Origin of the sequence: Vibrio sp. HB236076, assembly GCF_040957575.1 — a bacterium.
Lineage (GTDB): Bacteria > Pseudomonadota > Gammaproteobacteria > Enterobacterales > Vibrionaceae > Vibrio.
The window spans coordinates 601,554-623,795 of the sequence record NZ_CP162601.1 but is presented as its reverse complement, the minus strand read 5'-3'; the positions used below and the strand labels follow the sequence as shown (position 1 = coordinate 623,795).

Here is a 22,242-nt window from a genome sequence, read left to right as displayed (position 1 = left end):
TTTTCTTGGTTTTTACTACTTTCTTAGTCTTTACCACAATGTCAAAGGAGCGGTTATGGAATGCCCACAACCTTGCATCAAGGTACAAGTACAAACGAGATACATCCCCGAACAATCCAACCCAGACAGTAAGCACTATGTGTTTGCCTACTTTATTACCATCAAAAACCTCAGCCAACAGCGCGTACAGCTGATCAGTCGTCGCTGGCTGATCACCGATGCCAATGGCAAACAAATCTCAGTAGAGGGCAATGGGGTGGTCGGCAAACAACCGGTGATTTTACCCGGTGATGAATACTCCTACAGCAGCGGCACCGCGATAGAAACCCCGGTCGGCGCCATGCAGGGACACTACATCATGCACGACGACCACAATCGGCCTTTCACGGCAGAGATTGAGGCGTTTCGTCTCGCCATTCCCAACATTTTAAATTAATCCGAAGGCAAAGCATTAGCACGTTATGGCAAATTACATTATCGGCGATATTCAAGGCTGTTATGCTGAATTTCGCGCCCTATTAGCACAGGTTAATTTTGATCCACAACAAGATACCCTTTGGCTGGCCGGGGATCTCGTCGCCCGTGGCCCGCAATCGCTGGAAACGCTGCGCTACGTCTACAGCATCAAAGACAGTGTGCGTACGGTGCTGGGCAATCACGATCTGCATTTGCTCGCCACCGCCCTTGGCCTGTTTAAAGCAAAAAAGAAAGACAAAACCGCCCCAATTCTCGACGCCTATGATCGCGATGGTTTACTCAATTGGCTGCGTCAACAACCTCTGTTACAAGAACACCCCGAGTTTGTCATGACCCACGCCGGCATTTCTCCTGCATGGGATTTAGACACCGCTAGGCGCTGTGCCCGTGAGGTCGAACAAGTGCTGTGCAGCGACGATTGGCCTTGGCTCATTGAGCATATGTACCAAGACCAACCGGATCAGTGGCAGGCTTCATTAACTGGCATTGAGCGCTATCGTTACATCATAAATGCCTTTACCCGTATGCGCTTTGTCACCACAAACGGCGCTTTGGATATGGCGTGTAAACTGCCGCCCGAGCAACTGACAGACCAAGCCTTAATGCCCTGGTTTGATTACCCGCAGCGCATACCGCTAAGCAAACCGGTGTTATTTGGCCACTGGGCGGCGCTCGAAGGTCATCACGGCCAGCAAGAAATCGGTCTCGACACCGGCTGTGTGTGGGGTAACTGCTTAACCCTGCTACACTGGGAAACAAAAACCCTCTATCAGCAGCCCGCCATAGAGGGTTAAAAAGCCGTCAACATGTGGTGTTCAACATGGCAACTAATGCGCTTTACGAGTGAATCCCTATTGCGATGACTCACTCGTTGTACGAGATAGGATCTCAAAGCGCATGGCATATTGATTGCGCTCATCGGCGTCGTGTTGATCTTGTTCGATCACCTGCCAACCTTCGCCCCAATCGGGAAAATAAGTATCGCCATCGACACTGGCCTCAACATGCGTCAAATACAAATGGGTCGCCAGCGGTAAGAAGGCTTGATAAATTGTGCCGCCTCCAATGATCATCACTTCTTCAGCATCTTTAACCAGCTCAAGTGCTTGTTGAGTTGAAGCCACGACTTCTACCCCTTGGATCTGTTTTTGTGGGTCGCGGCTGATCACTATGTTGCGTCGCCCAGGTAACGGCCGGCCAATCGATTCAAAGGTTTTGCGCCCCATCACAATCGGCTTGTCTAATGTGCGCGATTTAAACCATTTAAAATCGGCCGGTAAATGCCATGGCATCTGGTTGTCGAGACCGATAACGCGATCGTTTGCCATTGCGGCGATCAAACTGATTTTCATTATTTATCCTAAACTTCCGAGGGGTTGATGTCGAACTATACAATCGGTTTACGGCGGTAAAACAGCAGCCCAGGCACCGCCAACCCTATCGCCAAGCCCGCGATAATAAACATGGCCTTAATAAAGTTCTCCATGCCTATCGCCATCAGCTCTGGCGTATAGCCCGCGCGATTGATTTCCACTAAAGCGATCATGGCTTTAAAAGCAAACACACCGGGAAACATCGGTATCAAAGCCGCGACCGTCACCACCTTGGGGTGGGCCAAAAGTCGTTGAGACCAATAAACGCCCAGTAGGCTCACCAAGGTAGCGGCAAAAAAGGTGGCCCACTCGATCGGGATCCCGGTATTCATTAACACATAACGCGTACCGTGGCCAAGTGCACCGCCAATGGCGCACAACTTCAGCGCCTGCAGCGGTACGTTAAACACCATGGCAAAGCCTACCGCAGGCACCGCGGCAAACACCATATCATTGAGTAATCCTAACAATAATTCCATCGTGTTTTTACCCCATCCAACTCCACACACCGGTTAAACTCATCGCACCAACAATGCCCAAACTGGTGGCTAAGGTCAGTAAAGTGGCCATAACGAAACGAGCGATGCCCATATTAATGTGACCTTTTAGCATATCAGCCACCGCGTTAATTAAGGGAAAACCCGGCACCAGCATCAACACCGATGAGGCCATCACTATGGTCGGTTGATTGCCAATGTCCAGCATCACCGCCTGCGCGGATACCAAGGTGGTAACAAACGCCGTGATGGCAAAGTTGAGTAAGGGGTTAAAGTGACGATGGGCAATTTCTTGTCTGACGTACATGCCGGCAGCCGAGGCGATAAAGGTCATGGCAAACACTGGCCAATCTCCCCCTGCCAAACGACTAAAGCAAGCACAAGATGCCCCGATCATGACAAGAACGAGCCAGCGATTGTAACGCTCAGGGCTGATCTCATTGAGCTTTTTCTGCGCCATCTCGTGATCGAGAAGCTGTTTTTCCATCATAATACAGATGCGTTGGATCTGAGTCACGACACGCATGTTGATCCCGCGATCGGCACAGCTTCTCGTCGTGGTCACACAGTGATCATCAATGCGAGTCGTCACGACTAAGGCATTGGCAGACAAAGCAATTTCAACATCCTCAATGCCACATGCCGCGCCCATACGACGCATAATATCACTGACCAGGGTACTCTCTGCCCCATGAGCAAGTAACCTCTGCCCCGCTTGGGCAATCAAACGAGAAATGGCTCGCTGCTTGCTAAACATGTTGATGATTACCTTATTATCTTAACTAAGCCAAAAGAGGGAAACACAATAGCATAGCAACACGGCCTTTCCCTGTCTCATGATGTCGCGATTTAACTATAAAAAAAAGCCGCAAACCTAAGCTTGCGGCTAATCAATATAAGGTTACTCGGATGCGATCACAAGCCGATGATTAATCACGAACGTATATAACGTGACCATCGTCTTCTTCGTCGTCCCAATCATCCCAATCGTCATCGTCTTCGGTGATGACATTGTTACCAGACATGGCGTCTTTGTGGTAATCGTCCCACATGAAGTCGACTTTCTCTTCTTCGCTCTGCTCCTCGCTCTCGCGCGGCATTTGCTCCATAAAGTCGGCTAATTTGTAGCAAAGCTCTTGCGTACCTTGCTTGTTAACCGCCGAGATCTTGTAGTAATCGCCTTCCCACGCCAACGCTTCTAGGATCTCTTGGATCTTCGCGTCCACTTCGTCTTCCGGCATCAAATCGACCTTGTTAAACACCAACCAGCGGGGTTTATTGGCCAATTTTTCACTGTACTGCTCAAGCTCATCAATAATGGTCAACGCATTTTGCGCCGGATCGCTTTGATCGATCGGCATGATGTCGATCATATGTAAAAGCACGCGACAACGCTCAAGGTGCTTCAAGAAGCGAATACCCAAGCCAGCACCATCGGCAGCGCCTTCGATCAAGCCAGGAATATCCGCCACCACAAAGCTCTTTTCCGGTACCACGCTGACCACGCCTAAGCTTGGGATCAAGGTCGTAAACGGATAATCCGCCACTTTTGGCTTAGCCGCAGACACTGAACGAATAAAGGTCGATTTACCCGCATTAGGCAAGCCCAGCATACCCACATCGGCGAGCAACAACAGCTCTAAACGCAATTCGCGTACTTCGCCTTTGGTCCCCATGGTCTTTTGGCGCGGCGCACGGTTCACTGACGACTTGAAGCGCGTATTGCCCAAACCGTGCCAGCCCCCTTTGGCGACCATGACTTTTTTGCCGTGTTCAGCCACTTCACCGACGATCTCATTGGTGTGGATATCCACGGCACGAGTCCCGACAGGAACGCGTAAAACCTTGTCCTGACCGCGTTTACCAGTACAGTTACCGCCACGGCCATTTTCGCCGCGACCACCGTCGTAAAAACGCTGAAAACGGTAATCGATCAAGGTATTGAGGTTTTCATCGGCTTCGATATAGACATCACCACCATCACCGCCATCGCCCCCATCAGGGCCACCTTTGGCGACGAATTTTTCGCGCCAAAAACTGACGACGCCATTACCGCCATCACCAGCTTGTACTTTAATTATCGCTTCATCAACGAACTTCATCTTTGACTCCGACTACTTCGCGAGTGTCTGCCCCATCACGTTGGGCAGAGAGATTCACTTTCCACGTTGTGATCACAGCCGACTCTGCGGCTATAACGTGGCTTGATTGTCGCTATTATAGCGTTAAACGCGCCATTGTGTGAATGTCACACAAGGTTCGCGACAATACAATTGACAGACCCGTAGCCCCAATAAGACGCTCACTAACTCGGTGATCATCTCTATCGACCACAGCGTTAATCAGGTTGCTATTATGACCTGCTAGACTGTCAACTGACGAAAAAAAAACCCCACCATGTTTGGCAGGGCTTTTGAATCTACTAGCTTAAAACTTAGTAATAATTACTCAGCTTCGATGCTAACAAACTTACGGTTCTTAGGACCTTTCACTTCAAACTTAACTTTACCGTCAGAAAGAGCGAATAGAGTGTGGTCTTTACCTAGGCCAACGTTGTTGCCCGCGTGGAATTTAGTACCACGTTGACGAACAATGATGTTGCCCGCTAGAACAGATTCGCCACCAAAACGCTTAACACCTAGGCGTTTGCTTTCTGAATCGCGACCGTTACGAGTAGAACCACCAGCTTTTTTATGTGCCATTGTTAAACTCTCCTATAGATTAAGCGTTAATACCAGTGATTTTCACTTCCGTGAACCACTGACGGTGACCTTGCTGCTTACGAGAGTGCTTACGACGACGGAACTTAACGATTTTAACTTTATCGCCACGACCGTGTTGTACTACTTCAGCAGTTACTTTACCGCCCTCTACTAGAGGAGCACCAACTTTAATGTCTTCACCGTTTGCAACAAGAAGAACTTTATCAAATTCAACTGTTGAACCAGTTTCAACGTCTAATTTCTCTAAACGAAGAGTTTGACCTTCGCTTACACGGTGTTGTTTACCACCAGATTGGAAAACAGCGTACATATTTTACTCCGCTTTTTCCGCACAGCCATATTTGCGTATTATTTGTGCAATGAGGGTGTGCGCTAAACTAATCATCAATAGGGCGCAGATTCTACGTCAAAGCCGGCAGGATGACAAGGGCTAATTGAAAAAAATTGGCGAAAAGCTAATCGCCGCTAAAAAGTGTCACAATCATGCCTTTATGGAAGGTATTAATCAATCCATTTTCGTGTATGATTCACCGATAAGACAAACAGATAAGCCTTGCAGGGTCTAACTTCTAGCTGGACGTATGATGGATTTTACTACTATCCAATCACTGACTGCCGACGACATGGCAAAAGTGAATAAAACCATTCAAGCCCAATTAAATTCTGATGTGAGTTTAATCAATCAATTGGGCTTTTACATTGTGAGTGGCGGCGGCAAACGACTTCGCCCATTGTTAGCGGTTCTCTCCGCCAAAGCACTGGGTTATCAGGGAGAGCACCACATCACCGCCGCGGCGTTTATTGAATTCATTCACACGGCGACATTACTGCACGATGACGTGGTCGACGAATCGGACATGCGCCGTGGCAAAGCAACCGCCAACGCGGCCTTTGGCAATGCCGCCAGCGTGTTGGTCGGCGATTTTATCTACACTCGCGCGTTCCAAATGATGACCGAGCTCGAGTCGATGAAGATCTTACGATTGATGAGTGAAGCGGTTAATGTGATTGCTGAAGGTGAAGTGTTGCAGCTGATGAACTGCAACGATCCCAATACCACCGAAGCCAGTTACATGCAGGTGATCTACTCTAAAACCGCGCGTTTGTTTGAAGCGGCGACGCAAATCGGCGCCATTCTCAACCAAGCCTCACCCGAGGTCGAACTCGCGCTGCAAAACTACGGCAAGTATTTAGGCACCGCGTTTCAATTGATCGATGACGTGATGGATTACGACGCCGATGGCGAGGCAATGGGCAAAAACGTCGGCGACGATCTCGCCGAAGGCAAACCGACTTTGCCACTGCTGCACGCGATGCACCACGGCAACGACCAGCAAGCGCAAATGATCCGCAAAGCGATCGAGCAAGGAAACGGCCTCGACAAACTGAGTGACATTCAGGCGGCAATGGCGCAAACCGGCGCCTTGGATTACACTCGCGATCGCGCCCAACTCGAAGCCAAAAAAGCCATTGCCGAACTCGACATTTTGCCAGAGTCTGACTACAAACAAGCGCTGATTGCCTTAGCGCACATGTCGGTTGAGCGCAGCAGCTAACACAGGGTTACTCTCGCTTATCACGACGCCATAAGGCTGCTAAGACCAAGGTATATCGCTGACCAAGGTATATCGCCGCTGAGACCACGCTTATTTCGCCGTCTCAGCGCGCTCTGGTTGGCGAGCAGCGAACCCTTTCCGCACAGAGATTAAGGTGCTTGATCTTAAATGCGCAATATTTTAAATGCGCAATGGCAGCTCACGACACCGCCAAGATGATGCGTTCTGGGCTTGAATGTGGCGACTGGTCTGGTAATGACGAAGACGACGCCTCATCGGCGGCCAATGCGTCGATGTCGACGCTGTGATGATCGTGATCGTCTTGGCAGATCAACACCTGATCAGCAGGCAACATCATCGCAAATGGCGCTTGATCACTCATGATCAGGACTTGAACATCACCGCGAGGATCGCTTGGATCGGCCACATTTTGGATCAAACCAAACCCCGCCGGGCAAAACACGTGTACGCCTGGTTGTAATTGAGCTTTATTCATCGTCACACTCCTCGTATCGGAAAGTCATCGCACTTTGTTGTGCTTGTATCACTGACGATACCGTTATTTCTGGGTTAGCCGATCATCACGGTGACGGCCTAAAGACACTCAACCGTTGCGTTACGCCATCGGTCGCCTGCTTTGACCTCACACCAGAGACAATCGTAGGTTGTCGCAATGGGTCACTCGCCCTTTAATACGATAATTGAGTGAAAAAGTTCGCGCGACAACCGGTTATGCTCTTACTCATGGCGCGAATCCATACCGCTAATCCATACCGAGAATCCCCGGCGCCATCGTAAGCGGGCTTTAGGCCCATATCACGGCATACCACCTCTTTGATTCTCCCTTAAATGGACTGCCTTGCTAAGCGGCAAATTGATAGCCCATTCCCATCTAACTCAAGAGAACACCAAAGCTCAATCTCATGGCAACCATGCTAAAAAACCCCATTCAACCGTTTGTCAGTAAATCTTTAGCGTTTGTCTAAAAAAACGCCAACTCAATAATCTTACCCATCCGATGAATCGTGTAAATACAGCGTATGAAAAAATGATCAATATCAAAGCAGTGGCTCAACAATGAGACAATAATGGTCGTGGAAGACAGCGAAACACAGTGTGGGACAGTGAAATACAGTATGAGACAGTGAAGCACGGTATGGGAAAGTGAAGCACAGCATGAAGTAGCGGAAGACATAAAAAAACCGACTCAGGCACCCCTCCGTCGTCGGTTTGACTTGGTATCCAATCTCGCGGCACGTCGCCGCGAGATATGAATTTTATCGCGTTGAAGGCGCAACAGCGGTGAACGCCACTGGTCGGCCCTCGCCCTTAATTGGCGAATTCAACACCTAAAGCAATGTCTTTGTTAAGCGTTTCTAACATGCTGTCGAGCGCCTGTTGCTCGAAATCACTCAAGTTGCCGTAAGGTAAAATGGTTTCAACACCGTCTTTACCCAATTTAACTGGTTGAGCAAAGAAAGGCGCGTGTGTGCCATCGCCTTCGACATAAGCACACTCAATCACCGAGGACTCACCTTGCAAGGCTTTGACCAGTGATAAGCCAAATCGACACGCCGCTTGGCCCATAGAAAGGGTTGCACTGCCGCCACCGGCTTTGGCTTCGACCACTTCGGTACCGGCGTTTTGAATGCGATGCGTTAACGCTGCAGTCTCTTCGTCGCTAAAGCTCACGCCCTCAACTTGAGACAACAAAGGCAAAATGGTCACGCCAGAGTGGCCGCCAATCACGGGTACCGACACCTGAGTTGGTGACAAGCCTTTTAGTTCAGCAACAAAGGTTTCTGCGCGGATCACATCAAGTGTGGTCACGCCAAATAGGCGGCGCTTGTCATAAACCCCGGCTTTTTTCAGCACTTCTGCTGCAATCGCGACCGTGGTATTTACGGGGTTAGTGATAATGCCCAAGCAAGCATTCGGACATACGGCCGCGAATTTTTCAGTTAATGACTTAACGATACCCGCGTTGACGTTGAATAGATCCGAGCGGTCCATACCCGGTTTGCGCGCGACACCGGCAGAGATCAACACCACATCTGCCCCTTCTAACGCAGGGGTTGGGTCTTCACCGCAATACCCTTTGATCGATACCGGAGTCGGAATGTGGCTCAAATCAGCGGCGACACCAGGGGTGACCGGGGCAATGTCATACAAAGCCAAATCCGTTCCCGCTGGCAGTTGATTTTTCAGTAGTAAGGCAAGAGCTTGACCGATGCCACCTGCGGCACCAATTACAGCAACTTTCATGTTTCATCTCCTAGAGAGGCTAATTATCATGGTTGATATCAAATAAGCGTGTCAAAAAGTGACGCCATTAGCGCAGGTCACTCAAAGACTCAAACTATAAAAACGTGTTTGTACGCTGAATCCGTCAACGACGCTGAGTCGGTCAACGGGTTGGGCATAAAAAGTCGGGTTGTCATTGGTTATCGCGCATTGATGTCGCAAATAACCGCATTGCATGTCTCGCTTGATACGGCAAAACCGCACGAAAAATACGGCGTAGATTTCATCGAGTGCGCGTAAAGCCTGCAACCGAGCAAAAAACGGGCAACGCTTTGCTACCGACACGAAACACGCCCAAACCAGCACGAGGCAAACTCAATGGCAATGCACTATTTGTTATCAAACGCTGCTTTTATCAGCAGCTCACCGCTCACGCTAACCAAAGCGCAGTGGGATTACAAATAAGCATGTGCAACTTTGAGAGCTAATGCACTTTATACCGTCAGTTTATTACCCAAAATGTGTTTCGACTCGTTTTCTGGTCGACCAAAGCGGTACTTTGCCTTGCTCTCAAGCCTGTTATTGTGCATAAGATTGCGCGGATATCGACGCAAAATGACTCATTTTAGCAATTATTCATTGCTAAATTTTGGAAAAAGTGAATAAATATGCGAAAATGAAATTATTACTTAAGCCTTGAGTCCCTTTTGCTATGCGTAATTCAGATAAACAAGATCAACTTATTCGCTCCTTTAAAGCCCTGCTAAAAGAAGAGCGATTTGGCTCGCAAAGCGAGATCGTCGATGCACTAAAACTTGAAGGTTTTGAAAGCATTAACCAGTCAAAAGTGTCACGCATGTTAACCAAATTTGGCGCGGTTCGCACTCGAAATGCGAAAATGGAGATGGTTTATTGTCTGCCCGCCGAACTTGGCGTGCCCACGGTGAGCAGTTCACTGAGAGAATTGGTGCTCGACATCGACTACAACCAAGCGCTGGTTGTCATTCACACCGGCCCTGGCGCCGCACAATTGATCGCGCGACTGCTCGATTCACTGGGCAAATCAGAAGGGATTCTCGGGGTAGTTGCAGGCGATGACACCATCTTTATTACCCCCACATTGTCTATCACCACCAAAGCATTATGCCGCTCTGTCAGTGAGTTGTTCGATTATCACGGCTAGTCATGCTTAGGCATTATTCATGCAATTAAATGCATTTATCACAGTGGGTTTTGCACACGGTTTGTGCAAAACTCGCCTATCGTCTAAGTTATTGATAAAACGAAATAGTGACTCAAATCACATTTTTAGTTTTTATGGCAAAAGCCCCCAAAACAAGATAACAAATTGAAATTTAAATAAAAACTTCCCTTTTTCGTCTAAATCGTTCCTTCCTGAGCTAGTTTTTATCACTATTATTAGCACTGACTGTATCATTTTATACCAATTCTTTTGGTATGATTCAGCCGAGTTTCTTATCAATGATTGATAGTAGAAACATGCCGTTTCCAGCAAGGAGACCTCTTAGCAGTGCACATTGTTTCGAGATAACGATTATTAAGGAAGGGAAGTTTATGGCATTTAAAAAATTGATCACGGCAAGTGCGATTGCCGCAGCGACCATGACTATGGGTTCTGTTCAAGCACAGGACTTCGTCACCATTGGTACTGGCTCAGTAACCGGCGTTTACTACCCAACAGGTGGTGCGATTTGTAAACTGGTCAATGCCGGTCGTAAAGATCACAACGTGCGTTGTTCTGTTGAATCAACGGGTGGTTCTATTTACAACGTCAACACCATTCGCGCCGGCGAGCTCGACTTTGGTATTGTTCAATCTGACTGGCAATATCACGGTTATAACGGCACCAGCAAATTTGCTGAACAAGGCCCTTACAAGAAGCTACGCGCGGTATTCTCTTTGCACACCGAACCGTTCAACATCATCGCTCGTAAAGACGCTGGTATCGATAACGTCTCTGACCTTGCAGGCAAGCGCGTCAACATCGGTAACCCAGGCTCGGGTGACCGCGCGACCATGGGTGTGGTCATGGATGCCATGGGTTGGACCAACGACAGCTTTAAACTCGCGTCTGAACTAAAAGGTTCTGAGCGTTCACAAGCGTTGTGCGATAACAAAATCGATGCGTTCATCTACGTAGTTGGTCATCCAAACGGTTCAATCAAAGAAGCCACCACTTCTTGTGATGCCAAACTGGTTCCTGCCACTGGCCCACAAATTGAAAAAATCGTGGCGGATCACCCATACTACACGACGACCAATGTACCGGCTGGCACTTACCGCGGTACAGAGCAAGACGTTCATAGCTTCGGTGTTGCCGCTACTATGGTGAGCACGACCGATGTTTCTGAAGACGTGGTGTACAACGTAGTAAAATCCGTATTTGAAAACTTCGACACCTTTAAGCGTTTGCACCCTGCATTCGCTAACTTGAAGAAAGAAGATATGATCAAAGACGGTCTATCCATTCCTCTTCATCCAGGTGCCGTGAAGTACTATAAAGAAATTGGTTTAATGAAATAAACCACTCGCCGACGAGAAGCCCGCCTTCTCGTCGAGCACCCTATCGTACAGCAATGTACACTATGACCCACTTATCACTGAGTGGGTTTGTAATTTCACGCTTTCTCTTTTTTGTCCCTTAAACACGGTTTTTCTATCAAGGAGCACAAAACAGTTCAATACCGAGAAAGCACAAGGATTGTTAAGGATACACCTCCATGACGACGAAAAATTCTCCGTCACAATTGACGCCAGCGGACGATGTCCAAGACATGGTCGCTCAGGCTGATACAGGGGCTCGCCATCCGGGCGGAATACAAGGGCGAATTTTGTGGTTCGTACCGTTGTGCTGGTCACTATTCCAACTGTGGTACGCTTCTCCTCTGCCATTCATTTTTGATTTTGGTGTGCTCAACGACACGCAAGCACGGTCTATCCACCTGATGTTTGCCATTTTCTTGGCTTTTACCGCCTACCCCGCTTTCAAACGTTCACCGCGAGACACCATCCCAGCCATCGATTGGCTCTTGGCACTGGCCGGCAGTTTTGCCGCCGCGTATATTTACATTTTTTACAACGAACTGGCCGACCGCTCTGGCGCCCCAACCCAATTCGACATCGTTGCGGCGGTAACGGGGATGGTTCTGCTGCTTGAAGCCACGCGTCGCGCGCTCGGTCCACCTTTGATGTGTGTGGCCGCGGTCTTTTTGCTCTACACCTTTGCTGGCCCTCACATGCCTGACGTCATTGCTCACAAGGGCGCTAGCCTTAACAAAGCCATGTCTCACCTGTGGCTTACCACCGAAGGGGTCTTTGGGGTTGCATTAGGCGTATCGACGTCGTTCGTTTTTCTGTTCGTTTTATTTGGCGCAATGCTAGAACGTGCCGGTGCTGGCGCCTACTTTATTAAAGTGGCCTTTTCACTGCTTGGTCACATGCGTGGTGGTCCTGCGAAAGCCGCGGTGGTCGCATCGGGTTTATCGGGATTGGTCTCTGGATCATCCATCGCCAACGTGGTCACCACAGGCACCTTTACCATTCCGCTGATGAAACGCGTGGGTTTCCCGGGTACCAAAGCGGGCGCTGTAGAAGTGGCAGCGTCGACCAATGGTCAGCTCACTCCGCCCATCATGGGGGCCGCGGCTTTCCTTATGGTCGAGTACGTGGGAATTTCTTACGTTGAAGTCATCAAAGCCGCGATTTTACCGGCGCTGATTTCTTACGTGGCCTTGATTTACATCGTTCACCTTGAGGCTTGTAAAGCTGGCATGAACGGCTTGCCGCGCCGCCGCACGGTCACTCTGGCACAAAGCTTGTTGTCGTTTATCTTCACCCTACTGGGCCTCTGTGCGATCAGCGCCGCCGTTTATTACGGTGTCGGTTGGACCAAACAGGCGTTTGGCGCAGCAGCAACCCCAATCATGGCTATTGCCTTGGTCGCCGTTTACGCCGCCCTGGTTCGCATTTCAGCGCGTTACCAAAAAGAAGGGGCCACTGAAATCGACGAAAACCTCACCGAGGTCCCTGATGTCGGCCCAACGGTCAAATCGGGCTTGCATTTCTTATTGCCGATTGTGGTTCTAGTTTGGTGTTTAACGGTTGAGCGTTTCTCTCCGGGCTTGTCCGCGTTTTGGGCAACGGTCTTTATGATCTTTATCTTGTTGACCCAACGCCCTCTAATGGCGCTGTTTAACGGTGAGAGCGATGTCAAAGGCTCGATTCGCCAAGGCATTGACGATCTGAGTGAAAGCTTGGTCAATGGCGCGCGTAACATGATTGGTATCGGCGTGGCAACAGCCGCTGCAGGTACCGTTGTCGGCGTGGTCACCTTGACCGGTATTGGCCTGGTGATGACCGACTTTGTCGAGTTCATCTCTGGGGGTAACATCATTTTGATGCTGCTGTTCACCGCCGTGATCAGTTTGATCCTCGGTATGGGCTTGCCGACCACCGCCAACTACATCGTGGTGTCGACCCTAATGGCACCGGTTATCGTCACCTTAGGTGCGCAAAGTGGCCTGATCATCCCATTGATTGCCGTACACTTGTTTGTGTTCTACTTTGGTATTTTGGCCGATGACACCCCACCGGTTGGCTTGGCGGCGTTTGCTGCTGCCGCAATTGCCAAATCTGACCCAATCAAAACCGGTATTCAAGGCTTTACCTACGACATTCGTACCGCCATTTTGCCGTTTATGTTTATCTTCAACACACAATTGTTGTTGATTGGTGTGGATTCTTGGTGGCACCTTGCCCTGACCATCTTCTCTGCCGTTACCGCCATGTTACTGTTCTCTGCCGCGACACAAGGTTGGTGGTTTACCAAAAACAAATGGTGGGAAACCGCTCTACTGTTGGTGTTGACCTTCTCGTTCTTCCGCCCAGGTTTTTGGTGGGACATGATCTACGAACCGACAAAAATCTCACCCGGAATTGAGGCAGCTCAAATTGTGGAGCAATTACCTGTGGGACAATCGCTTGAAATTCGCGTTGCCGGCATGACATTAGAAGGCGAACAAGTCGACAAAATTGTTAGCTTGCCGTTTGATGATCGTGCCACGACAGGGGAAGAGCGCTTGTCTTCTATGGGTCTAACCACTCGTGAAGATCAAGGTAAGCTAATCGTTGACCTGGTTGAATTTGGCAGCCCAGCCGAACAAGCTGGCGTCGATTTTGATTGGGAAATCGAAGCGGTCATTGTTGAAAACCCGCGTCCGATGAAAGAATGGGTCTTTGTGCCTTGTATCTTAATCGTGATTGCAATGGCAACACTTCAGCGCCGCCGACAAAAACGCCTAGCTTAATTGACGAGTTAACACACGTCACTCGCTTATCAACGCCCCACTACGGGGCGTTTTTTATTGCGCCTAACCAAGACGGCGACCGCCTCACTTATCTTGGTTAGGCATTGTCTAGGGTCATACCAAAGTGGTAAAAACTATGTATAAACACATTCTCGTTCCCGTTGATCTCAACGAAGAAGGCTTTGCCGATAAAGCGGTCCAACAAGCGGTGTGGCTCGCTAAGCAATCTCACGCCGAGCTGCATTTACTCACCGTGATGCCCGCGGTTCACATGCCCATGGTCGCCTCTTACTTTCCCAAGGAGGCAGAAGAAAAAATGGCCCGTGACTTAAACGATCACCTGTGCAGCTTTGCCGCCCAAAACATTGATGATGACGTGGTGTACCACACGTATGTCAGACGCGGCAAAGTGCACACTACTATCGTTGAATACGCGTATAAATTGGGCGCAGATTTAATTGTGATGCCCAGCCACAAACGCAATGCGATCAATCGAGTGGTGTTGGGCTCAGTGGCTTCTCAAGTCGTCGATCACTCCCCGGTCCACGTGATGGTGGTTAAGCCGCAGGGCTAACGCCCCGACCTTAAGTGCAAGACAGTGAAACACAGGGACAAGATCGCTTCGCTCCAAGTAGCAAGAAAGCCCCTAAGGAAGAATAGTATAAGACAGTGTGACACAGTGAAGCACAGTAAAGAACAGTGAAAGCGCATGATCACTTGGGGTCGGATTCGCTGGATCGCCGTACTCGCCACCGGCGTTGTACTCTTGTGGATCCGACCCCTGAATGTTTGTTCAAATAGTGAAGACAAGTAGCAAGTGGCAAGAAAAAGACTTAAAACCCAAACCGCTCGGTTTTGACCTTTCTTGCCACTTGAAGCGTAGCGACCTTGAATGTTTCACTGTCTTTCACTTTACCTCAACAGTGATTCTTAGCCATTAAGCTCATCACTTCTAGGGGTCGGATCCGCACAACACCGAGCACAAGGTCAGTCAATCTATCTCGCAAATCCGACCCCGTTTGAGTTAGAAAACGACTACCGACGACAGGACACCCATATATTTAATGACGTAAACATTGATGACTGTTTTGCAAATATAGGTCCTGAAAACATCGCTGCGGCTTAGAGCAAATACCGCAGATGTTACTCTTGTCTCAACCCTATGCGTTCCCACGCAGGAACATGGGAACGAGAAGAAATAGTCTGGTTTTGACCTTTCTTGCCACTTGAGCGCAGCGTCCTTGGAGCGAAGCGATCTTGCAGTAAAACGATCTTGAAGCGCAGCGACCTTTCTTTAAACTGTGTTAAGCGCAGCGGACTGTCTTACACTGTCTTACACTGTCTCACACTGTGTTTGACTGTCTTACACTGTGTTTGACTGTCTTACACTGTGTCACACTCTCTCACCCCGCCTCACACCACCACATTTTGTGGCGTGCCGGACAAAAACGCGTCGATGTTATCGAACAAAATCCCCGTCAACTTGGCAATGGCCGAATCGCTGCCCCACGCCACGTGTGGCGTTAACAACAAATTGGGCAAAGCTTGGTGTGCAAGCAACACGTGATCGCTCGGTGCCGGCTCTTGAGTAAACACGTCCATGCCCGCCCCGGCGATGTGCTGCTGTTTCAGGGCAGAGACTAAGGCATGCTCATCGACTAAACCGCCGCGACCGGCGTTGATCAAAATGCTGTGCTTGGGCATCAAGGCGAGTTCGTCTTCGCCAATCAAATGATGGGTGTCCTCATTTAAAGGGCAGTGTAAGCTGATCGCATCGGCCATGGACAACACTTGCTCAAAGGGTAAAAAGCCCTGGCGACAGTGCTTCGCGCCCTTGCGCTCAGCAAAAACCACATTCACGCCCAGCGCTTTAACCAAGTTGGCGGTGGCTTGGCCGAGCTCACCACTGCCAATGATACCCAGAGTTGAGCCGGCCATGTCTTGAATCGGGTGAGTAAAGAAACAAAAATGCCCCCCCTGCTGCCACACGCCTTTGGCAATGTCTTGATGGTAACCTTTGAGGTTGCGCTTTAACGCCAACAACATGGCTATGACATGCTCAGGCACCGAGCGTGTCGCATAACCGCGAATGTTGCACACGGTAATCCCCATCGCTTGGCAGGCGGCAATGTCGACATTGTTGTAACCCGTCGCGGCCACAGCGATCATGGTTAAATCTGGCAATTGCGACAGTAGCGCTTCATCCAGGACCACTTTATTGACGATAGCAACCTTTGCCCCTTGTAAACGCTCCACCACTTGATCTCTTGACGTCGCCGGATAACTCTGCCATTGATGCTCAACACTGAGAGTGGGTAAGGCAATATGGGCGGGAATGGTGTCTTGATCTAAAAAGACTATCTTGGGGACTGGCATAACTTCTCCTTGTTGAACAGCAACCATGCCCAGCTAAACCAACCCTAAATGAGGGGGCGACATGGCGCTGTGGTAGAAAAAACGACTCGAGGGCTCGATCACCACAAAGGGCGCTGCTCTCTAACTCGACACTAACTGTTTGTAATCTGGTAACTGGCGCGGTTGAGTGGTGTGCTCCATTAACACGGCCTGTGCATCAGGAAAAAAGTCACACTCAACAAATGCCTGGCTCAAGTGTTCACTTCGTGGGTGATAAAAAGTTAACTCGGCCGCGTGCAATTGCAAACGTTCAGAAAAGGCGTACGCGTCTTCGTGCGCATAAAACTCATCACCGACAATCGGATGCCCAAGCGCCATCATGTGCACTCTAAGTTGATGTGAACGTCCGGTAATGGGCAACAATCTCACCACCGCCGTTTGCGATTCTTGCACCATAAGCTGATAACGGGTTTGCGATGGCTTGCCCTGCTCAGAGCAGACTTTTTGTCGCGGCCGGTTGGGCCAGTCGCAAATTAACGGCAAATCGACGATGCCCTCAGGCTCTGCCAATTGGCCCCAAACTCGAGCGTAATAGACTTTTTGCGGCAAGCGATATTGAAACTGTTTTTTGAGCGCCCGCTCCGCTTGTTTGTGTTTGGCCATGAGCATCAACCCTGACGTCGCCATGTCTAACCGGTGCACCACTTGCACGTCGGGGTACAACTCAACCATCCGGCTCCACATACTGTCGTAATGCTCTGCGGCGCGACCAGGAACCGACAGTAACCCCGCCGGCTTATCCACCACCACGATGTCTTCGTCTTCAAGCACAATACGAACGGGGGTCATCGGCGGCGTATAAGATTGCATAGCCATAAATATCCTCAATTAGTAACAGTGAAATAATATGGCTTTTTAGGCATTTTTTGGCATATTTCACTAAGAAGTTTTCAAAAGTCAAAAGCTCTTGCTTATTGTGTCCATTCTAATTGACAGCTTAGTCAGATGTCATCATTATGTCGTGCTTGACAAGTAATAAATGGTCAAAATAGGCCATGTCAATCCCCGCCGTGCGACAATCGGCACGCAATCTTCGCGCACATCATGAAATATCGGTAGTATGGATACCCAGTTTGGTTGTTAACCTACCCCAGCTTTGATGCCAACAAAGTGGCGGGACTCGACCCTATTCCTGATGACAACGGTGATTGCCTTTTAACCCGCACGGCTTGCCAAAGATCAAAAGCACAACATAACAGGAACGAGTATGGAAAATACGGCCGCGTATTCCTCCGACAAGCCAGACACCTTCAAAACCTTGCTTCGCTCATTGGGGCCAGGGATCATGATGGCGGCGGCTTCTGTCGGTGGATCTCACTTAGTAGCATCAACCAAAGCTGGCGCCATTTACGGCTGGCAATTGGCAGGCTTGATCTTATTGGTCAACCTATTTAAATATCCCTTCTTTCGCGCTGGGGTACAATACACCATCGGCACACGAGACACTCTTGTTCAAGGCTATGCCAAACTCGGCCGAGTGTACCTCATTGTGTTTGCCGTACTTACCACGATTTCCGCGGTGGTCAATACCGCAGCCTTAGTGCTGTTCAGTGTGAGCTTATTGCGCTTTTTCATCCCTTTTGATGTCTCCACTGTCACCTTGAGTATCGGTATCATTGGCGTTTGTTTGACCATCCTGTTCGCCGGCCACTACAAAGCCCTCGACAGCTTGTCGAAACTCATCATGGTGTCCCTGTCGATTTGTACCATTATTGCTGCCGCGATCGCCTTTAACCAACACGCCGCCACTGCGGTTGTGGTAGAAAATCCATCGCCGTGGACCTTGGCCGCCATTGGCTTTATCGTCGTCACCATGGGTTGGATGCCGGCGCCTATCGAGGTGTCCAGTTTGACATCCGTATGGCTAAAAAGTCAGTGTAAACAGCAGCGCGTCACCCCGCGTTCAGCCCTATTTGACTTTAATATCGGTTACGTCACCACCGCGATTTTGGCGATTGTCTTTTTGTCATTAGGCGCTTTGGTGCTCAATGGGTCTGGGGTTGAATTGTCTAAATCCGGCGTTGGTTTCTCTCAACAATTGGTCAGCATGTACTCATCGACCATCGGTGAGTGGGCACGTCCTCTGATTTCTGTGGTCGCTTTCTTCTGTATCTTTGGCAGCACCATTACCGTTATTGATGGTTACTCGCGCGTGATTGCCGAATCACAACGCCTCATCATGCGCAAAGACAGTCAATCACAAAGCACCAGCTTCATGTGGATGCTGATCGTCTCTGCGGTGGCCTTGGCGATTTTGACCTTCTGGGCATCAGCGTTACTGCCTATGCTCAACTTTGCCATGATTTTGGCCTTTATGACCACCCCAGTCTTTGCTTTGCTCAACTACATCTTGGTGACCCGTACCCCACTGCCTGAAGAGTTGGTCATGGGACCGAAGATGAAAATGCTGTCGATCGCCGGTTTGATTTACTTGTTTGGTTTCTTAGCCTTATTCATTTGGTGGAAGTGGTTGATGTAATACCACTCCAATAAAAAAACCAAACGAAAAAAAACCGCCAACGGCTTAACCGTTGGCGGTTTTTTATCGCTATAGCGCAGCGCTCTGTAGGCGATTAATTGTGAGAAACGACAATCAAGCGCAACGAATCAAGCTGATAATCGGCCGACTCTATAAAGCGTGTCGACTCAGAAATTTGCTCGGCGATCAGAGTAAGCTCATCCTCGCGAATATTCGGGTTCACGGCTTTTAACGCTTGTAATCGCTCAAGCTCCGCACCCAATTGATCGGTCATTTTGCTCATCGCCTGAGCTTTGATGTCGGCAACTGGGCCTGCCATCAAGCCTTCACTTTGCTCAATGAGGTGATGCACTTGGGTTTGCACCGAGCTCACCAATTTATTGGCAATGTGACGGCCAACCGGGCTCAGTTGGCGGTTAAAGCTTTCAAACTCAACCTGCGCCGATAAATCATTGCCCTTGGCGTCCATCATCATTCGCACTGGCGTGGTGGGCAAGAAACGGCTCAGCCCTAAGCGTTTTGGCGCTTGGGTTTGCACCGTATACACCAACTCGAGCAGTAAGGTCCCTACGGGCAACGCCTTGTTTTTCAGTAGCGATACCGCCGATGTCCCTACGCCTTCACTGAGCAATAAGTCGATCCCACCTTGGATCATCGGGTGTTCCCAGCTCAAAAAGTGCATGTCTTCACGAGACAAGGCCGTATCGCGATCGAAGGTCACCGTGGCCCCTTCATAAGGCAGGCCGGGGTAGCTTGGCACCAGCATGTGCTCGGCCGGCGTTACCACAATGGCATTTTCGCCTTTGTCGTCTTGGTTTAGGCCAATGGTGTCAAACAGGCTCAATGCGAAGCTGACCAAATTGGTATCGCCATCGCCGACAGCAATTTGATCGACAATCTGCGTGGCTTTATCACCGCCGTTAGAGTGCATCTCTAGCAGGCGATCGCGCCCTTGCTCCATCGCTTGCTTGAGCTCTTGATTGATCTCGTTCGACTTAGCAATAATATCCGCCAGTTCACTGTGATCCCCAGACGCCAGCATCGCGACGAGTGGTTCGCGGAATTGATCGTACACCAAACGCCCCGTTGGACACGTTTGAGCAAAGGCATTGAGGCCGTGGTGATACCACTCAACCAACACTTGCTGCGCCGTGCCCTCTAAATAAGGGACGTGAATGTCGATATCGCGCTGCTGACCAATGCGATCTAAGCGGCCAATACGCTGCTCGAGCAAATCCGGGTTAAAGGGCAAATCAAACATCACCAATTGGTTGGCAAATTGGAAATTGCGACCTTCTGAGCCAATTTCGCTGCAGATCAATACCTGAGCGCCGCCTTCCTCTTGGGCAAAGTAAGCCGAGGCTTTATCGCGCTCAAGAATCGACATGCCTTCGTGAAAGACCGTGGCTCTCACCCCTTCACGCTCGCGCAGCGCCTGCTCAAGTTGCAACGCCGTGCTGGCACGTGAGGCGATCACCAAGATTTTTTCATTGCGCTTGGCGAGAATCTTTTCTAGTAACCAGTTGACTCGAGTATCAAATTGCCACCAGCTCGACTCATCGCCTTCAAACTCTTGGAACAACTCTTCTGGGTAGAGATTTTTTAATGCGCGCGCTTCAGGCGTCATTTTGCCACCCAGCATGCCCGCTACCCGCATCGCCGTCGTGTACTGGCTCGGAATGGGCATCGGCAATAAATGCACACGGCGTTCAGGAAAGCCCTGAATGCCAGCGCGGGTGTTCCTAAACAGCACTCGGCCGGTGCCGTGGCGATCCATCAAGTTATCGATTAAGCTCTGGCGCGCCGCATTTTGTCGCGCTTCATCGTCGCTTTCTAACTCGGCAAACAACACGTCCGCTTGCTCGCCCAAGAGCGATTCAATCTTGGCTTTGCCATCGGCATCGATGGCTCGGCCAGAAAATAGCCCAGCAATCGACTCCGCCACCGGTTGGTAGTGCTGCTCTTCTTCGACAAACGCCTCAAAGTCGTAAAAACGATCCGGGTCGAGCAAACGCAAACGCGCAAAGTGACTCTCTCGGCCAAGTTGCTCAGGTGTTGCCGTGAGCAACAGCACCCCTGGCGTCGCTTCGGCAATCGCTTCAATCACTTGGTACTGGCGGCTCGGCTTTTCTGGCGTCCACTCAAGGTGGTGCGCTTCATCGACCACCAAGAGGTCCCAGTTGCCTTCAACGGCCTGCTCAAAACGCTTGCGGCTCTTGCGCAAAAAGTCCAAAGAACAAAGCACAAACTGTTGGGTTTCAAAGGGGTTATCGGCTTCGGCAAAGGCTTCGACACAGCGCTCTTCATCAAAAATAGAAAAGTGCAAATTAAAGCGGCGCATCATTTCAACCAGCCACTGATGCTGCAGGGTTTCAGGCACGACGATCAGCACGCGTTCGGCACGGCCGAGCAAAATTTGCTGATGAATGATCATGCCCGCTTCAATGGTTTTACCCAACCCCACTTCATCGGCCAATAACACGCGGGGCGCGTGGCGGCGGCCAACTTCGTGTGCGATGTACAACTGGTGAGGGATCAAACCTGCACGCATACCGCACAACCCGCGCATTGGGCTTTGGTGTTGCTGATATTGATTGTTCAGTGCGCGATAACGCAAAACAAAGTTGTCCATCCGATCGACTTGACCAGCGAACAATTTGTCCTGTGGTTTATTCAAGCGAATGTGATGGCTCAACATGATTTCACGCAATGCCACAGTTTCTTGTGTATCTTCGCGTTCCCCTTCATAGGTAAAGACCCCATCGGCTTCGCGTACTTGCGTGACGGTTAATGTCCAGCCTTCCTGGCTTTCGATCGTATCACCAATGTTAAACATCACACGGGTGACAGGGGCGTCGTGACGGGCATAAACTCGGTTTTCTTCTGATGCACTAAACATCAAGGTCACAGTGCGCTCATCAAGCGCCACTACCGTGCCTAGGCCTAAATCACTTTCAGTATCACTTATCCAGCGTTGTCCGACAGCAAATGTCATGAACGGGCTACCTCGTCAATTAAATGGGGAATGACAGTGTCAGTGAATGGCGATTCGCTTCACTCCACACAGGGAGAACAAGCGCCATTCACTGCTCATTTTAGGTCTGTGAGGCCGACCTCACCTTGGTAAAGCGGCAAGTTTACTTGATGCTGT

19 protein-coding genes are annotated in these 22,242 nt (G+C 49.9%); 8 read left to right on the top strand and 11 right to left on the bottom strand.

Annotated elements, in window-relative coordinates:
- The first annotated feature begins 55 nt into the window (after nt 1-55).
- Nucleotides 56-436: a Co2+/Mg2+ efflux protein ApaG gene (gene apaG / locus AB0763_RS02775; RefSeq protein ID WP_306101030.1), complete on the top strand. Its 381-nt coding sequence runs from the start codon at nt 56-58 to the stop codon at nt 434-436.
- Nucleotides 437-461: 25 nt separating this feature from the next.
- Nucleotides 462-1,271: a symmetrical bis(5'-nucleosyl)-tetraphosphatase gene (locus tag AB0763_RS02770; protein WP_306101029.1), complete on the top strand. Its 810-nt coding sequence runs from the start codon at nt 462-464 to the stop codon at nt 1,269-1,271.
- 57 nt (nt 1,272-1,328) lie between these two features.
- Here AB0763_RS02770 and folA read toward each other — a convergent pair whose 3' ends face one another.
- The 6 genes from folA to rplU form a co-directional block, all read right to left on the bottom strand.
- The gene (gene folA / locus AB0763_RS02765; protein WP_306101028.1) at nt 1,329-1,829 is read right to left on the bottom strand and encodes a type 3 dihydrofolate reductase; all 501 of its coding nucleotides are present in this window, start codon (nt 1,827-1,829) and stop codon (nt 1,329-1,331) included.
- A 35-nt stretch (nt 1,830-1,864) separates the two neighbouring features.
- Complete coding sequence (locus AB0763_RS02760) at nt 1,865-2,329, bottom strand: threonine/serine exporter family protein (protein WP_306101027.1); 465 nt, start codon at nt 2,327-2,329, stop codon at nt 1,865-1,867.
- Between the two features lie 7 nt (nt 2,330-2,336).
- Complete coding sequence (locus AB0763_RS02755; protein WP_306101026.1) at nt 2,337-3,104, bottom strand: threonine/serine exporter family protein; 768 nt, start codon at nt 3,102-3,104, stop codon at nt 2,337-2,339.
- 172 nt (nt 3,105-3,276) lie between these two features.
- Entirely contained in the window at nt 3,277-4,449 is a 1,173-nt protein-coding gene (gene cgtA / locus AB0763_RS02750) for an Obg family GTPase CgtA (protein ID WP_306101025.1), read from the bottom strand.
- A 342-nt stretch (nt 4,450-4,791) separates the two neighbouring features.
- Nucleotides 4,792-5,049, bottom strand: a complete 258-nt coding sequence (gene rpmA, locus AB0763_RS02745; RefSeq protein WP_007467532.1) for a 50S ribosomal protein L27 — start codon at nt 5,047-5,049, stop codon at nt 4,792-4,794.
- 19 nt (nt 5,050-5,068) lie between these two features.
- On the bottom strand, nt 5,069-5,380 hold the full coding sequence (gene rplU / locus AB0763_RS02740; protein ID WP_306101024.1) for a 50S ribosomal protein L21: 312 nt from the start codon (nt 5,378-5,380) through the stop codon (nt 5,069-5,071).
- 274 nt (nt 5,381-5,654) lie between these two features.
- Between rplU and ispB the strand changes: the two genes are divergently transcribed.
- The gene (ispB, locus tag AB0763_RS02735; RefSeq protein ID WP_306101242.1) at nt 5,655-6,626 is read left to right on the top strand and encodes an octaprenyl diphosphate synthase; all 972 of its coding nucleotides are present in this window, start codon (nt 5,655-5,657) and stop codon (nt 6,624-6,626) included.
- Between the two features lie 199 nt (nt 6,627-6,825).
- On the opposite strand, the gene AB0763_RS02730 is transcribed toward ispB, so the two are convergent.
- Both AB0763_RS02730 and mdh read right to left on the bottom strand, forming a co-directional pair.
- Nucleotides 6,826-7,122 (bottom strand): hypothetical protein, encoded by a 297-nt coding sequence (locus AB0763_RS02730; RefSeq protein WP_306101023.1) that lies wholly within the window; start codon nt 7,120-7,122, stop codon nt 6,826-6,828.
- An 833-nt stretch (nt 7,123-7,955) separates the two neighbouring features.
- Entirely contained in the window at nt 7,956-8,891 is a 936-nt protein-coding gene (gene mdh, locus AB0763_RS02725) for a malate dehydrogenase (RefSeq protein WP_306101022.1), read from the bottom strand.
- Between the two features lie 691 nt (nt 8,892-9,582).
- Between mdh and argR the strand changes: the two genes are divergently transcribed.
- The 4 genes from argR to AB0763_RS02705 all read left to right on the top strand — a co-directional run bounded on the left by argR (nt 9,583) and on the right by AB0763_RS02705 (nt 14,771).
- Complete coding sequence (argR, locus tag AB0763_RS02720; RefSeq protein WP_306101021.1) at nt 9,583-10,053, top strand: transcriptional regulator ArgR; 471 nt, start codon at nt 9,583-9,585, stop codon at nt 10,051-10,053.
- Nucleotides 10,054-10,445: 392 nt separating this feature from the next.
- Nucleotides 10,446-11,414, top strand: a complete 969-nt coding sequence (locus AB0763_RS02715; RefSeq protein ID WP_306101020.1) for a TAXI family TRAP transporter solute-binding subunit — start codon at nt 10,446-10,448, stop codon at nt 11,412-11,414.
- A 197-nt stretch (nt 11,415-11,611) separates the two neighbouring features.
- A complete protein-coding gene (locus AB0763_RS02710; protein WP_306101019.1) occupies nt 11,612-14,197 on the top strand; it encodes a TRAP transporter permease in 2,586 nt (861 codons plus the stop codon).
- 136 nt (nt 14,198-14,333) lie between these two features.
- Nucleotides 14,334-14,771: a universal stress protein gene (locus tag AB0763_RS02705; RefSeq protein ID WP_306101018.1), complete on the top strand. Its 438-nt coding sequence runs from the start codon at nt 14,334-14,336 to the stop codon at nt 14,769-14,771.
- Nucleotides 14,772-15,610: 839 nt separating this feature from the next.
- Here the strand turns inward: AB0763_RS02705 and AB0763_RS02700 are convergent.
- A complete protein-coding gene (locus tag AB0763_RS02700; RefSeq protein ID WP_306101016.1) occupies nt 15,611-16,573 on the bottom strand; it encodes a D-2-hydroxyacid dehydrogenase in 963 nt (320 codons plus the stop codon).
- 120 nt (nt 16,574-16,693) lie between these two features.
- Nucleotides 16,694-17,428, bottom strand: coding sequence for a pseudouridine synthase (locus AB0763_RS02695; RefSeq protein ID WP_306101015.1), 735 nt, complete (start codon nt 17,426-17,428; stop codon nt 16,694-16,696).
- A gap of 391 nt (nt 17,429-17,819) precedes the next feature.
- Here AB0763_RS02695 and AB0763_RS02690 point away from each other — a divergent pair, with 391 nt between their 5' ends.
- Complete coding sequence (locus tag AB0763_RS02690) at nt 17,820-19,091, top strand: NRAMP family divalent metal transporter (protein WP_306101014.1); 1,272 nt, start codon at nt 17,820-17,822, stop codon at nt 19,089-19,091.
- Nucleotides 19,092-19,185: 94 nt separating this feature from the next.
- Here the strand turns inward: AB0763_RS02690 and rapA are convergent, their stop codons facing one another.
- On the bottom strand, nt 19,186-22,086 hold the full coding sequence (gene rapA, locus AB0763_RS02685) for an RNA polymerase-associated protein RapA (RefSeq protein WP_306101013.1): 2,901 nt from the start codon (nt 22,084-22,086) through the stop codon (nt 19,186-19,188).
- Between the last annotated feature and the right edge of the window lie 156 nt (nt 22,087-22,242).